Annotated in this window: 12 protein-coding genes; 7 read left to right on the top strand and 5 right to left on the bottom strand. The window is 59.6% G+C overall.

The genetic code is table 11. From position 1 onward, the window contains the following. A complete protein-coding gene (gene metG, locus FB555_RS00675) occupies positions 1–1602 on the bottom strand; it encodes a methionine--tRNA ligase (protein ID WP_182483528.1) in 1602 nt (533 codons plus the stop codon). Positions 1603–1643: 41 nt separating this feature from the next. Between metG and FB555_RS00670 the strand changes: the two genes are divergently transcribed. Beyond that, positions 1644–2726 carry an AI-2E family transporter gene (locus FB555_RS00670; RefSeq protein WP_182483527.1) on the top strand — a complete coding sequence of 361 codons (1083 nt, stop codon included), beginning with the start codon at positions 1644–1646 and terminating at the stop codon, positions 2724–2726. A gap of 68 nt (positions 2727–2794) precedes the next feature. Here the strand turns inward: FB555_RS00670 and rsmI are convergent, their stop codons facing one another. After that, the gene (gene rsmI, locus FB555_RS00665) at positions 2795–3676 is read right to left on the bottom strand and encodes a 16S rRNA (cytidine(1402)-2'-O)-methyltransferase (protein WP_182483526.1); all 882 of its coding nucleotides are present in this window, start codon (positions 3674–3676) and stop codon (positions 2795–2797) included. A 41-nt stretch (positions 3677–3717) separates the two neighbouring features. On the opposite strand from rsmI, the gene FB555_RS00660 reads away from it, so the two are divergent. The 4 genes from FB555_RS00660 (at position 3718) to FB555_RS00645 (ending at position 8956) form a co-directional block, all read left to right on the top strand. Continuing rightward, complete coding sequence (locus FB555_RS00660) at positions 3718–5487, top strand: dolichyl-phosphate-mannose--protein mannosyltransferase (RefSeq protein WP_343046360.1); 1770 nt, start codon at positions 3718–3720, stop codon at positions 5485–5487. Positions 5488–5552: 65 nt separating this feature from the next. Further along, a complete protein-coding gene (locus FB555_RS00655; RefSeq protein WP_182483525.1) occupies positions 5553–6866 on the top strand; it encodes an O-acetylhomoserine aminocarboxypropyltransferase/cysteine synthase family protein in 1314 nt (437 codons plus the stop codon). After that, complete coding sequence (locus FB555_RS00650; RefSeq protein ID WP_246323490.1) at positions 6866–7471, top strand: CoA-binding protein; 606 nt, start codon at positions 6866–6868, stop codon at positions 7469–7471. Before FB555_RS00655 ends, FB555_RS00650 begins: the two co-directional genes overlap by 1 nt. Positions 7472–7564: 93 nt before the next feature. Then, positions 7565–8956, top strand: a complete 1392-nt coding sequence (locus FB555_RS00645; protein ID WP_182483524.1) for an L-serine ammonia-lyase — start codon at positions 7565–7567, stop codon at positions 8954–8956. Between the two features lie 18 nt (positions 8957–8974). On the opposite strand, the gene FB555_RS00640 is transcribed toward FB555_RS00645, so the two are convergent. Both FB555_RS00640 and FB555_RS00635 read right to left on the bottom strand, forming a co-directional pair. After that, entirely contained in the window at positions 8975–10879 is a 1905-nt protein-coding gene (locus FB555_RS00640; RefSeq protein ID WP_182483523.1) for a thioredoxin domain-containing protein, read from the bottom strand. 32 nt (positions 10880–10911) lie between these two features. Beyond that, positions 10912–12456, bottom strand: a complete 1545-nt coding sequence (locus FB555_RS00635) for an MFS transporter (protein WP_182483522.1) — start codon at positions 12454–12456, stop codon at positions 10912–10914. A gap of 136 nt (positions 12457–12592) precedes the next feature. Between FB555_RS00635 and relB the strand changes: the two genes are divergently transcribed. Further along, a complete protein-coding gene (gene relB, locus FB555_RS00630) occupies positions 12593–12811 on the top strand; it encodes a type II toxin-antitoxin system RelB family antitoxin (protein WP_182483521.1) in 219 nt (72 codons plus the stop codon). Beyond that, the gene (locus FB555_RS00625) at positions 12808–13074 is read left to right on the top strand and encodes a type II toxin-antitoxin system RelE/ParE family toxin (RefSeq protein ID WP_182483520.1); all 267 of its coding nucleotides are present in this window, start codon (positions 12808–12810) and stop codon (positions 13072–13074) included. The genes relB and FB555_RS00625 overlap by 4 nt, the downstream gene beginning before the upstream one ends. A gap of 97 nt (positions 13075–13171) precedes the next feature. Here FB555_RS00625 and FB555_RS00620 read toward each other — a convergent pair whose 3' ends face one another. Beyond that, positions 13172–13780 carry a helix-turn-helix domain-containing protein gene (locus FB555_RS00620; protein WP_182483519.1) on the bottom strand — a complete coding sequence of 203 codons (609 nt, stop codon included), beginning with the start codon at positions 13778–13780 and terminating at the stop codon, positions 13172–13174. Positions 13781–13864: the final 84 nt, after the last annotated feature.

Here is a 13864-nt window from a genome sequence, read left to right as displayed (position 1 = left end):
CTATTTCGCGGTTTCGACGGCGTCTTCAAGTGCGGCTTCGATGCGCGGGAACAGTGGCTCCAGGGAAGCAGTCTGAGCACCTGCGACCAGCTGACCCCAGACGCCAGAAGAGCGCACCGGCTGAGCAGTAAGCTCACCCAACGAAGCTTCGGCTCCGAGAGCGACCCACAACTTATGAGTTGAGCGAGGAATCACAGGGGAGAGCAACACGGCGAGCGCCCGCAGGCCCTCGAGTGCCGTGTATAAGACGGTGGCTAAGCGATCGCGGTGAGCCGCGTCCTTGGCCAAAACCCACGGTTCCATTTCGGTGATGTACCCGTTGAGCGCCTCGACGATTCTCCAGATGGAGGCGATAGCCTCGTGCATGGCTAGGCGCTCGATGGCGTCATCGGCCGTCACCACAGCGGCGGCCACAATGTCGTGGATGGCCTTGTCGGCATCCGTGTACTCCCCCGGCGCCGGCACGACACCATCGAAGTAGCGGCCAACCATAGCAATCGTGCGCGATGCTAGGTTGCCGAAACCGTTGGCAAGCTCGGCTTGGTAGCGGGCTGACAGATCTTCCCAGCTGAATGAGCCATCTTGGCCGAAGCTGATGGCGCTCATGAAGTAGTACCGAAACGCATCCGACCCAAAGGTGTCGGTGATCTGGTTCGGAGCAATGCCCGTCAGTTTGGACTTCGACATCTTCTCACCGCCGACGAGTAACCAGCCGTGACCGAAGACCTGGTGAGGCACCTCGAGGCCGGCAGCCAAAAGCATGGCGGGCCAGATAGCAGCATGGAAGCGAAGAATGTCCTTGCCCACGATATGAGTGGCCGGCCAACGGCGAGCCAACATCTCGGCGTCATAACCGTAACCGGAAGCGGTGATGTAGTTGAGTAGCGCGTCGAACCACACATAGACAACATGACTGTCATCCCACGGAAGCTTGATTCCCCAGTCGAAACTGGAGCGAGAAATCGACAGATCCGAAAGGCCCTGCTTGACGAACTGAATGACCTCGTTGCGCGCCGACTCGGGCTGGATAAAGTCGGGGCGCTCCTCATAGAGATCTAGAAGCTTTTGCGTGAAATCGCTCATCCTGAAGAAGTAGTTCTTCTCGTGCAGCATCTCTACCGGCTTGGAGTGAATGGCACACACCTGCTGGCCGACATACTCCCCGGTGCCTGCGACCAGATCGCTCGCCTGCTTGTACTCCTCACAGCCAACACAGTACGAACCTTCGTATTCACCGGTGTAGATGAAGCCTGAGTCATAGATGTGTTGCAAAAACTTTTGGACATTTTCTTCATGGCGCGCATCCGTGGTCCGAATGAAATCATCATTAGAAATGTCGATGGTTTTCAGAAGCGGCTTCCACGAATTCTCGACCAAGCGATCGGCCCACTCCTGAGGTGTTGAGCCATTTGCCGTGGCCGTGCGCAGAATTTTTTGGCCGTGCTCATCGGTCCCGGTGAGCAACCACGTGTCGTCTCCGGCCTGACGGTGCCAACGTGCAAGAACATCTGCGGCCACCTCGGTATAGGCGTGCCCAATGTGGGGAACGTCATTAACATAGAAGATGGGCGTAGTGACATAGAAACTTTTGCCGGAAGACATGGTCTCTATTCTAATTTGAGCAACAAGGATGCGAGGACCGCGTGACCGCGACCCACGAGCACGCCCACTTTTCTAGGCCAGCGCGGATTCTCATCACCGTGGCGGCGGCCAGTATTGCAATTTGGGGCATCCACAGCGCTCGCGATGTTATTGGCCCTCTCGTTCTGGCGGCGGTGCTCACGATTGTGGCGCATCCACTTCGTTATCGCCTCGAGAGGTGGGGCTGGCCTCGGTGGCTAGCCACGGCTGTTGTCGTTCTTGCCGTCTACGTTGCCCTCGCAATTTTTGCGACACTCCTCGCTTTTGCCGTGACACAGTTCGCGCAGCAATTACCGGATTACGCCGATCGTCTCACGGCGGTTTCCGATCAATTGATTGGCTGGATGACATCGGCCGGCATCGTCCCCACCGGCACGGAGAGCTTGATTTCAGGATTCAATACCGATCAGCTCGTGGCGGTGGGCCTCAGCGTCGCCAACTCCTTCTTTGATTCGTCCGTTGGGCTGATCTTGGTGGTGGCCTACGTCATTTTCATGGCGGCGGATGCAGCTTTCGTTCCGGCGCTCATTGCCGAACTTGCCGAACGTCGCCCGCGCCTCGCGGATTCGTTCAACGCGTATGCCGTGGGCGTGCGCCGCTACGTGGTCGTGAACACGATTTTCGGCATCTTCATTGCCGTTCTCGATGGAATCATTTTGGTGGCGCTCGGCATCCCCGGCCCTCTGACGTGGGCGGTTCTCGCATTCATTACTAATTACATCCCGAACATCGGGTTTGTCATTGGGGTCATTCCGCCCGCCATCATCGCCCTTCTCATTGGCGGCTGGCCTCTCGCGATTCTCGTCATTGTTCTTTACGCCGCGGCCAACATGATTCAGACGCTCGTGCAACCTATCTTTGTGGGCGTGCACGTGGGGATCGGTTTTACGCTCACGTTCGTTTCCGTCATTGTCTGGGCAGCGATCCTCGGACCGCTGGGCGCGCTGCTGGCTGTTCCTATGACCCTGCTGGGACGCATGGTGCTCATCGACTCAGACCCCAATGGTGACTGGGCCGCTCGGCTGACCGGCAATCTCATGCAAAAACGGAAGCCGAAGGGCTCCACTCGGGATTCCGAAGGCTAATGGCTAGCGGATAGCCCCCCGCTCCCCCATCCGCAAGAAAGGCTCTACGAGCAAGCAGGTCTCACGCGCTAACGCGGTAGGGGGAGGTCGCCCAGTCCGTTCCCTTTGGAGGGTGCCGAGAGTGCGGAGTGTGCGGAATGCCCCTCGAGTGCCGCCTGGTAGAGGTCGCGTTTGCCTAACCCCGTAGCCTCGGCGACCTGCGTCGTCGCTTCTTTGAGACGCACGCCGTCGGCAATAAGAATGCGCACCTGAGCAAGCCCTGCTTCAAGACCCATGGTCGCAGGTTCGGCCCCCGCAAGAACGAGAGCGATTTCACCGCGAACGCCCTCAGCCGCCCAATCAGCAAGTTCAGCCAGCGTTCCCCGCTTGACCTCTTCAAACATCTTGGTGAGCTCGCGGCACACCACGGCCCGGCGATCGGCTCCGAGGACGTCGCGGGCATCGGCCAAGGAATCGGCGATCCGGTTCGGCGATTCGAAGAAGACCATGGTGCGGGTTTCGCGGGCAAGTTCGGTGAAAAGCGTCGTGCGCTCTCCCGGCTTGCGCGGCAAGAAACCCTCAAATGTAAAGCGATCGGTAGGTAGCCCGGCCACAGCGAGAGCCGTGATGACGGCGCTAGGGCCCGGGAGTGCAGTGACCTGAACACCAGCGGCCGCCGCCGCTTCAACGAGATGAAATCCAGGGTCACTCACGGTGGGCATGCCGGCATCGCTGAGCACGAGAACGTCGGCCTCACGGGCAAGTTCGATAATTTCGAGCGATTTGTAACTCTCGTTGTGATCGTGCAGCGCAATGAGGCGGGGGCGGTTTTCGATGCCCAACGCTGCGAGGAGCTTCTTCGTCGTGCGGGTATCTTCGCTGGCGATGATGGTCACCGTGTCGAGCATCTCCACGAGACGGCGCGACACATCGCCGAGATTGCCGATGGGAGTTGCTCCAAGAATGATCACTCCTCCAGTCTGGCACTGCGTTCGCTCGCTAGGATTCCTCTGTGAGCGATAACGCACAGCCTGAGCAGGGGAACCCTGCAGAGAAGCCCGCTAGCGCGCTCACCCGCCGCGAAGCCCGGGCGGTGCGCGACGCCGCTCTCGGAGCCACTGCCGAAGCCACTGGGGTGCAGGCTCCTCCGGCTATGCCGGTCGTTACCCTTACTGCTCCCGTTGCCGTTGCCGCCGATACCGACACAGACGACACTCCCCGCGGAACGCGCCTCGACGCCTGGTGGGGTCGCACACTCTCAACCCCAACTCGGCTCAAACTCTGGTACTGGGGCGGGCCCCTTGCTGTCACCGCAATTGGCGCCGGCCTGCGCATGTGGGACCTCGGGCAACCGCACTCGCTTGTCTTCGATGAGACCTTTTACGTCAAGGACGCGTGGAGCCTCTTCAATAACGGATACGAAACGACGTGGCCGGCCGAGACTGACCCGCGTTTTGCGGCGGGGGAAACGAACATTTTTAAAACGGATGGCTCGTATGTCGTGCATCCGCCCTTGGGTAAATGGCTCATAGCGTTGGGGATGGCAGCCTTTGGGGCCGGCAACGCATTCGGTTGGCGTTTTTCGGTGGCAATCGCAGGCATCCTGATGGTGCTACTGATTGCTCTCATTGCCCGACGCCTCACGGGCTCAACACTGCTCGGCGTTATCGCCGGGGGCCTGCTCGCGATCGATGGACAGGCCATCGCCCTGTCGAGAGTGAGTCTGCTCGATAACTTTGCGGCCCTTTTTGCTCTTGCGGGCTTTGGGCTCATGCTGATTGATCGAGAGTGGTCTAGGCGACGGCTCGACGACCTCGTGACTGCCCGGCGAGCGCTTGGCCGTTCGCCCAGTTGGGGACCCACGCTTTGGTGGCGGCCGTGGCTCGTGGCTGCCGGCCTCGCGTTCGGTCTGGCCTGCAGCGTCAAGTGGTCGGGCATCTACTTTTTGGCCGCGTTCGGCGTGTATGTGGTTGTCATGGATGCCCTCGATCGCAAACGCCTCGGTCTCCCTTTCTGGATTTCTGCCTCCATTTTGAAGCAGGCACCAGCGGCGCTCCTCGCCCTCGTGCCGATCGCCTTCGTGACCTATCTGCTGTCCTGGACGGGCTGGATTCTCACCGCCGGCGGTTACGGCCGCCACACCATTACAGCCACGAACGGCCTCGCGTGGCAGGGTACGTTCTCGTGGGTCCCGGAATGGGCCCAAAACCTCTGGCTGTACCACCAATCTGCCTATACCTTCCATACCGGGCTCACTGTCTCGCATCCGTACCAGGCCAATCCCCTCACCTGGCTCTTCATGATTCGTCCCACGAGCATGTATTACGAGGGCTCGAAGCTCGGCGAAAACGGGTGCACGTTTGACTCCTGTTCCACCGCCATCACCGCGCTCGCAAACCCTCTCATCTGGTGGGCTGGCACCGCCGCCATTGCCTACCTGATCTACCGCTTCGCTCGCTGGCGCGAATGGCGCGTCGGCTTCATCTTGATGGGCATGGTCGCTGGCTACCTGCCGTGGCTGATGTACATGAACCGCACCGTTTTTCAGTTCTACGGCATCATCTACGAGCCGTACATGATTTTGGCGCTCACCTTCACGATCGGCATCATTCTGGGTAAGCGAACGGATGCCACCTGGCACCGACTGAGCGGCATCCGGGTCGTCGCCATTTATCTGATCTTTGTCGTTCTCGTCAGTGCCTTTTTCTTCCCGATCTGGACGGGCATGCAGATTCCCTACTGGTTCTGGCAAGCCCACATGTGGTTGCCAAGCTGGATCTAGCGCATCCGTTACCGCATGTGACGCATGGCACCGCCTAGTTTTACTAACTCAGCTAGCGTTAACCCATGGCAGATCGCGAGTACGGCTTCAAGACCCGTTCCATTCACGCAGGGAACATTCCCGACGCGGTGACGGGCGCCCGCGCGCTCCCCATTTACCAGACCAGTGCGTTTGTCTTTGATGACACGTCGGATGCTGCAGCGCGCTTCGCGCTGCAGAAGTACGGCAACATCTACTCGCGATTGGGCAACCCCACGGTCGCCTCGTTTGAGGAACGTATTGCGAGCCTCGAGGGTGGCCTTGGCGCCGTTGCCACGTCATCGGGTCTCTCGGCGCAGTACATCACGTTCGCCTCCCTCGCCGGTGCCGGCGATCACATTGTTTCCTCGGCCAACCTCTACGGCGGTTCCATCACACAGCTCGATGTCACCCTCCGTCGTTTCGGTGTTGAGACTACTTTTGTGCGCTCGGCCAACCCCGAGGACTACGCGGCGGCCATAACCGACAAAACGAAACTCATCTTTGCGGAATCCGTGGCAAACCCCTCCGGCGAGGTGGCCGACATCGAGGGTCTTGCCGAGGTTGCGCACGCTCACGGCATCCCGCTCATTATCGACTCAACCATTGCTACCCCCTACCTCTCGCGCCCGATCGAGTGGGGAGCAGACATTGTTATTCATTCCGCCACCAAGTTCTTGGGCGGGCACGGAACCACCCTCGGCGGGGTTGTTGTGGAGTCGGGGCGTTTCAATTGGAACACCGAAAAGTTTCCCCTGTTTGATGAGCCCGTTCCTAGCTATGGCGGCCTTACTTGGGCCGGTAACTTTGGCGAGTACGCCTTTTTGACCCGTCTGCGCGCCGAGCAGCTGCGCGACATTGGTCCCGCGCTTGCGCCACACTCAGCATTCCTCCTTGCGCAGGGCGTCGAGACCCTGCCGTACCGCATGCAGGCGCACGTCAATAACGCTCGCGTTGTTGCCCAGTGGCTAGATGCCGACCCCCGCATTGAGTTCGTCCACTGGGCCGGCCTCCCCTCGCACGCCCACTACGAGCGCGGCCAGAAGTACTTACCCATAGGCCCGGGCTCGGTGTTTAGCTTCGGTGTCGTCGGCGGGCGTGACGCCGGTCGCACCTTCATCGAGTCACTGAACCTTGCCAGCCACCTTGCCAACATTGGTGACGCGAAGACGCTGGTTATTCATCCGGCATCGACGACGCACGCTCAACTCAGTGAGCAGCAGCTTCTTGACGCGGGCGTTCTGCCCGGCATCGTGCGCATCTCGGTCGGTATCGAAGACGTGGAGGACATCATTTACGACCTCGACCAGGCGCTGGATGCCGCGGTCAAGGCAGGCACCACAGCAGGGAAGGGAAAGTAATGGCTACTGAACTCATCACACCAGAACTCGTGACACCTGAACTGGTGACGACACAACTCTCGAACGGCCTGAGCTGCGACCTGCCGGCGAACTCTCCGCTGGCCAAGATGTTGCGCAGCCAGCGCACCTGGATCGGTCCGGATGCCAAGGAGCGCCTGAAGATTCTGCGCCAAGCGAAGTCCATTGCCATTGTGGGCATGTCGCCTAACCCCGCGCGCTCCAGTTACTTTGTGGGCACCTACCTACTGCAGTCCACCAACTACCGCGTGTACTTCGTGAACCCCAATGCGAAAGAGATCCTGGGCCAAAAGGTGTACCCCGACCTGGCATCATTGCCTGAAGTGCCTGACATTGTGGATGTGTTCCGTAAAGCCAGCGATATTCCTGCAGTCATCGAGGATGTCTTGTCTGTCGGCGCTCCTGCCGTCTGGGTGCAGCTCGGCATCTTCAACGAGGAAGCCGCCCGTTACGGTGAAGAAAAGGGTCTCAAAGTTGTGATGGACCGTTGCTTGAAAGTGGAGCACGCTCGTTTTCACGGCGGACTCCGCTTGTTCGGCTTCGACACGGGCGTCATCACCGCCCGCAAGGCTGTCCGCTCGGACTAACGAGCGCAGAATGTGCATGAGATCTTCGACTCACGCACGAATTGAGCGCTCACAACCCTAGGCGTGCAGAAGTTGTCCCCCTAGGCTCGACTCGTGACTGCATACGTCTCGGCCTTCGACCTGTTCTCCATTGGCATTGGCCCCTCCTCCTCCCACACTGTCGGCCCCATGCGAGCGGCCAAGGCTTTCGCTGAGCTTCTTGTCGATGACGGCATTCTTGACGACGTCACCCGGGTCTCGTGCACGCTGTACGGCTCACTGGGTTCCACCGGCATCGGCCACGGAACTCCAGGGGCCATCATCTCTGGTCTCGCAGGCAAAACCCCCGAGACGTGCTTGCCCGAAAACGTGCGTGGCGCGTGGACCGGGCTTAGCGATATCCCCGTGCTGATGCTCGCAGGCACCCACCAGATTGTCTGCCAGCCGACCGATATTTCTTTCGAACCACGAACCCGCTTGCCCGGCCACCCCAATGCCCTGACACTCACCGCGTGGGCAGTCGCCTCGCCGTCGTTCCCCGAAGGCGAAATTCTCGCGGCCGAAACGTATTTCTCCATCGGCGGGGGCTTCATCCGTCGCGAAGGTGACGACACCAACGCCGCAATCACAATCATTCCGGCCCTGCCATTTGCCACCTCGGCCGAGCTCATGGCGATGTGTGTCGAGAAGAATCTCAGGATCGACGAAGTAGCCCTGCGCAACGAGACGGCCACGCACACTGAGGCCGAAATCTGCGAACGCCTCGACGCCATCTGGTCGGCCATGACATCCTGTGTCGATGAGGGCTTGAATTCCTCGGGCATTTTGCCCGGTGGGCTTCGGGTAAAACGTCGAGCCACGCAGTTGCGTGAACACCTCGTCGCCGCGGATGCTGCCATTGAAAACCGCCGCGATACGACGATCGAGTGGTTGCACGCCTTTGCTCTCGCTGTCAATGAAGAAAACGCTGCAGGTGGGCGGGTCGTTACGGCGCCAACAAATGGAGCGGCCGGCATTGTTCCAGCGGTAGCCCACTACTACATGCGCTTCGTGCCTGGTGCCAACATTGAGGGTATTCGTCGATACCTCCTCACCGCGACCGCTATCGGGTCACTTTTCAAGGCGAACGCCTCCATTTCAGGAGCTGAGTCAGGCTGTCAAGGCGAAGTGGGCTCGGCATGCTCGATGGCCGCCGGCGCCCTGTGCGCCGTGCTGGGGGGAACACCACAGCAGGTCGAGAACGCCGCCGAGATTGCGATGGAGCACCACTTAGGTCTCACCTGCGACCCCGTTGGTGGCCTCGTTCAGATTCCGTGTATCGAGCGCAACGCCATTGCCTCCTCGACCGCGGTCAGCGCGGCCCGACTCGCCCTGCACGGGGATGGCACGCACATCGTGTCCTTGGATGCGGTGATTGAAACGATGCGACAAACCGGAGTAGATATGTCGACAAAGTACAAAGAAACCAGCGAAGGCGGCCTCGCCGTCAACGTGGTGGAGTGCTGAGGGCCTCAGGCAGTCTTGCTAGAACGTGCCGGGATGTGTTGTGGGCAGGGCGCAGACGAAGTTCGTGCAGAGGTAGGCCGTTGGTTGGCCGTCAACAGCACCCCGTCCGGCAAATAGTTCAAAGCCTGCCGCGGCGAAGGCTTGAGCCTGGCTCTCGGTTGCCACCGCAGTGATGCTCGTGGGAAGCGTGCGGACAACCCTCAGCATTTCTGTGGCCTCAGCCAAATCCTGTAGGTCGGGCACGATAACAACGAGCTGCCGAAGAGGTCGCGCGACTTCGCTGGCCAGATGCAGCACCGCCCCGAATCCGAGGGGATGCTGTTCGGCGAGACCCAGAACGCGACCCAGAGCACGCTCTGTGGCAACGCGGTACTTTTCGTCGGCCGTGAGCACGTACAGCATCCAGGAAGCACGAGCGCTCGAGGTCATCCCCGAGGGATACGCTCCCTCCGAGGGATCGACTTCGAGCGAGAGTCCCTGAGCCGACAAAACAGCATCGCCGCGGGGGGCCGCGAAGTTACCCTCCATCAGGGTGGTGGCGACGAGTTGGCGGGCAGAGATGGCATAGCGAACCTCGCCCGTGACGCAGGCAAGTTCGAGCAACCCGACAGCGAAGGCGCCGTAGTCCTCAAGCGTGGCGGGAGCCGCAGAAATCAGGCCGCCACGGGATGCTCTCACCAGGTGACCTTCGACCACGTGATTCTCCAGCAGATAGTCCGCGGCAGCGCGGGCGGCATCAATCCAGACGGGGTTGAGAGCAAACCCAGCGCGACTGAGCGCCGCGATCGCTAGACCGTTCCAGCCCGTGAGTACCTTTGTATCCAGTGCCGGCGGAGTCTCCCGCGCACGTTGCTCCGCTGAAAGGCCGTAGTACCCGCCCTCGGTGCGCTCCCCAGCGACCGTACTCTCGGAATCCTGAGCCGCCGCAAAAGCACCGCCCGGCAGGCGCATCGTCGTAATGAGAAAGTCGCCGATGCCGTGCGCCGCGTCACGAGCCCACACGTTCTCGTCGCCAGCCAACCCCGGCCCCACCGCCGAGACCGCGACCGCCACATAATCGGCCAGGAGTAGGGCGTTGTCGTAGAGCATGCGTTCGTAGTGGGGCTCGGTCCAGTTGCCTTTCACACAATAGCGAAAGAATCCGCCCTCGACCGGGTCGCGAAGCTCCGAGATTGCCATAGCCGCCAGGGCGCGCTCAGCGACTGCCGCAAAGGGCCCACTGCGGTGAAGCAGAAACCCCAGACCGGGAGCCTGCGGAAACTTAGGATCCCGCCCAAAACCCCCGTTTATGCGATCTTCGGTACGGACAACGGCATCCGCGATGTCATCCAGGCGCGCGTCGAGATCAGCATTTTCGCCGGACCGCCCATTGTCCCCATCCCGAGAATGCACGAACAGGGAAGAGTCACTCGGCGAGCGTTTGGCCATTGCGGCAACAGCTTCGGTTACCCCTGCCGCATTGGCTTCTGCTTCTTCTCGGCGGTTGACCCACGCATCCGTTATGGCGTCGAGAACTTGCCGAAACGATGCCATGCCGCCACGAGGCTCCGGCGGAAAGTACGTGCCCGCATAGAAAGCTTGACCGGCAGGGGTGACGAACACCGTGAGCGGCCAACCGAGGTTGGTCGTGAAGGCACCCGCGGCTGCCATGTAGGCCGAGTCGACCTCGGGATTCTCTTCACGGTCAACCTTGACGCTCACGAAATTCTCGTTTAGGTAGGCAGCGGTAGCCGGATCGCTGAAACTTTCGCGCGCCATGACGTGACACCAGTGGCACGTCGAATACCCGATGGAGACCATGACCGGCACGTCACGTTCGGCGGCGGCAACGAAGGCTTCGGCGCTCCACGGAAACCAGTCCACCGGGTTGTCGGCATGCGAAAGCAGGTACGGGCTGATGGCGGAGGCGAGACGTTTGGCCATGCCTCTATTGTGTCAAAACAAACGCCTCAAAATCAGGTGAGACCAAGGAATTCGTCTACGGGGACGTCCGCCTTCTTGTTCTTGAGATTGAGGTACATGAAGACTCCGGCAATCGCCACCACAATCGCCACGATGACGGATGTCGTTTGGAACGCCTGCGCGTAGATGGTCTCCAACGCGCTCTGGCCGATTGCCGTCAAGTCGGCGTTGGTCGTGGTTCCGGTCGCAAGGTACGACGTGATAGCGTCCCAGTTGCCCTCCCCGGTCACGGCACCTTTGGAAGCTTTGTCCACGCCAGCGAGCGTGAAAGTGCTGACCAAAACGGTGGTTCCGGTGAGCCCCAATGCATAGCCAAACTGCCCCACCGTGACCTTGCTAGACGTGACCGGGCCAAAGAATTTGGCGGGAGCAAGCCTAATAAAGAGGTTGCCCTGAGACGTGGCGTTCATCATCCAACCGGCGCCCGCAAGGAGCATTCCTGGAATGAAAATAACATAACCGGCTGCGGGAGTCACGAGCGTGTAGGAGAGGAAGCCTACGACGATAAGGCCATAACCGATTGTCGAAAGTGTCCGCGATGCGACGCCCTTGCCGAGGAAAATACCGGCCACGAGGGAACCAATGATGCCCGCGAACGACATGGGAAGATTGGCGACACCCAACAGCCCAGAGGGTATGTGCGTGACATACTGCCAAAAATTAGGGAGCATCTGACTCATCGCAGCCGAACCAAAGTTCCAAAAAACTCCCATAATGACGGCGCCCAAGAATGCCGGATGCGTTAGAAGCTTGATCGGGAATACGGGAGCCTGTGATTTATTTTCCACAATCGCAAAAGCGGCAAAGGAAACGAGCCCCAGCAAAATAGAACCCCAGAAAGCCGGCTTTTCTAGGCCACCGCTGGCGGCACTAATACCAAAGAGGAGCCCCGCGACGCCGAGGGCGACAAAAGTCATGCCCCACAGGTCAACTTTTCCGCCCGGAAGTTTGGCGACTTTCGGAAGAATTCGGGGAATGAAGGGGAAACACAGAACGGAAATGAGAGGCAAAATCAGGTATGCCAGCCGCCAGTTGACGGCCACGAGGATTCCCGTGGCAATCATGGCCACGACCGGAATGACGCCGTTCACAATGTTAAATGTGGCCATGGCCGGACCCAATGCTTTGGGGGCACTCACCTCTTTGAGCATTCCGTAGGCAGCACCAAAGGTGACTCCTAAGGCGACTCCGGCAATGATGCGGCCAAGCAGATAAATGCCCGGGTCGGTTCCAACGGCGGTGATTATCTGGCCCAGAGAAGCCACCAAAATCGACACCATCAAGACTTGGCGGCGTCCGAGGCGATCGGCGAGGAGACCCCCGGGAATCACCGTAGCGGCGAGCGCGAGGGTGGAAATACCGGCGGCCAAGGACTGCACCGAGGCCGTGAAGTTGAGCTCATCCGAGGCCCGCACGAGGGCGAGGGAGGAGATGAGGGGGTCCGTCACCTGAATAGCCCCGAGGAGGCCTAGGAGGATGACAGCCGACCGGCGGAAGCCCTTCTCAGGAGCAGAAGAAACAGGTGTAGAAACAGACATACGTGACTTCCTTTTGCGCCGATGCGTGCAGCTCGTAACTAACCATAGCGATGCGAGGTAACAGTTCCTAGCCGAAAGACACTCCGCGGGACGCAATCTGATGCTATATTTGTATAGCATCCTAGGAGGGTTCCATATGCCACAAATCAATCTGCGCGTTGACAATGAAACAGAACGCCGCCTGCAACACCTGTCGGAGCGCACGGGTCGGTCAAAAACGTTCTATGCGACCGAAGCATTGATCCAGTATCTGGAAGAGAACGAAGACTATCTCCTGGCCAAGGATGCGCTCGAAGAGTTCACTCAGTCCAACGACGACGCGATTGATCTCGCTGATGTGGTCTGGCCTGCGTGAGCTACACGATCAGGTTCACCCCGAAGGCAGCCAAACAGGTCAGGAAACTTGACTCGGCTGCAGGAAAACGGATCCGTGATTTTCTTGAACGGAAGCTCTCCCAACTAGATAATCCCCGCCAGCTCGGTAAAAAACTCGTCAACGAAGAATTCTGGCGTTACCGGGTCGGCGATTACCGAATCCTCACAAATATTGACGACGACCAAATCCTCATCCTCATTGTCGAGGTCGCACACCGTCGCGAGGTCTACAGCAAGCCCTAATCGCAGCCGCAGCGTGACACGAGACGCCAAGTGCGATGTCCGTCCTTTTCGTCATCGGTAGATGTAATCGCGGCCCACATGAGTCACACAGGACTGGCTATCTCGTGCCAACTGAAGACTTCAGTGCTGCGCTCGAGCGTGCTCTCAGGTGAATACGTTCACCGTGCTTACCGAACATGCTGAGCAGCTCAACGGGACCCGTTCCGGCTGCACCGAACCAATGCGGATTCTTGGTGTCGAACTCGGCAGCTTCGCCCGCCGCCATGACGATGTCGTGCTCACCAAGCACCAGTCTGAGGCGGCCCGAAAGGACGTAGATCCATTCGTACCCCTCGTGTGTTCGTAGGACAGGGGTGCGATCGGTCGCTGGGATGGTCATCTTGTATGCCTGCGGCTCACCATGGTGGTTAGACAGGCGGGTAAGAGTCCGGCCGTCGGCACGGCTCGACTTTTGAGGAACACGCGGATCCTCGATCCTGGGTGACGTGACAATCTCGTCTAAGGGAACCGCAAGCGCGGCAACGATAGGTAACAGGAGCTCCAGGCTCGGCTTGCGCTGTCCCGATTCGAGTCTCGAAAGAGTGCTCTTCGAGATGCCCGTCTCTTTCGCCAACTCGTCGAGCGTAACGTTCTTCATTTGCCGGGCTTGCCTCAACCTCGGCGCGATCTGAGTAAGTTCGGTCGCCACTCTCTGTGCTGTACTCATAGGTACAGGCAATCAGGTTGTTCCGGTTTTAGCAACAGAAGTTCCCATTGTCCGCGCTCCACTGACAGTTTGTACTGTGGAGGT

It is taken from the genome of Alpinimonas psychrophila, from assembly GCF_014137865.1.
Classification (GTDB): Bacteria; Actinomycetota; Actinomycetes; order Actinomycetales; family Microbacteriaceae; genus Alpinimonas; species Alpinimonas psychrophila.
Note: the sequence above shows the minus strand (reverse complement) of the source record. Positions and strands in the feature narration are given on the sequence as shown.

What these genes read in the sequence shown, in the direction of transcription:
- FB555_RS00635 (WP_182483522.1), bottom strand. Translation starts at nt 12,456, where the DNA reads ATGTCTGTTTCTACACCTGTTTCTTCTGCTCCTGAGAAGGGCTTCCGC.
- relB (WP_182483521.1), top strand. Translation starts at nt 12,593, where the DNA reads ATGCCACAAATCAATCTGCGCGTTGACAATGAAACAGAACGCCGCCTG.
- FB555_RS00650 (WP_246323490.1), top strand. Translation starts at nt 6,866, where the DNA reads ATGGCTACTGAACTCATCACACCAGAACTCGTGACACCTGAACTGGTG.
- FB555_RS00640 (WP_182483523.1), bottom strand. Translation starts at nt 10,879, where the DNA reads ATGGCCAAACGTCTCGCCTCCGCCATCAGCCCGTACCTGCTTTCGCAT.
- metG (WP_182483528.1), bottom strand. Translation starts at nt 1,602, where the DNA reads ATGTCTTCCGGCAAAAGTTTCTATGTCACTACGCCCATCTTCTATGTT.
- FB555_RS00655 (WP_182483525.1), top strand. Translation starts at nt 5,553, where the DNA reads ATGGCAGATCGCGAGTACGGCTTCAAGACCCGTTCCATTCACGCAGGG.
- FB555_RS00620 (WP_182483519.1), bottom strand. Translation starts at nt 13,780, where the DNA reads ATGAGTACAGCACAGAGAGTGGCGACCGAACTTACTCAGATCGCGCCG.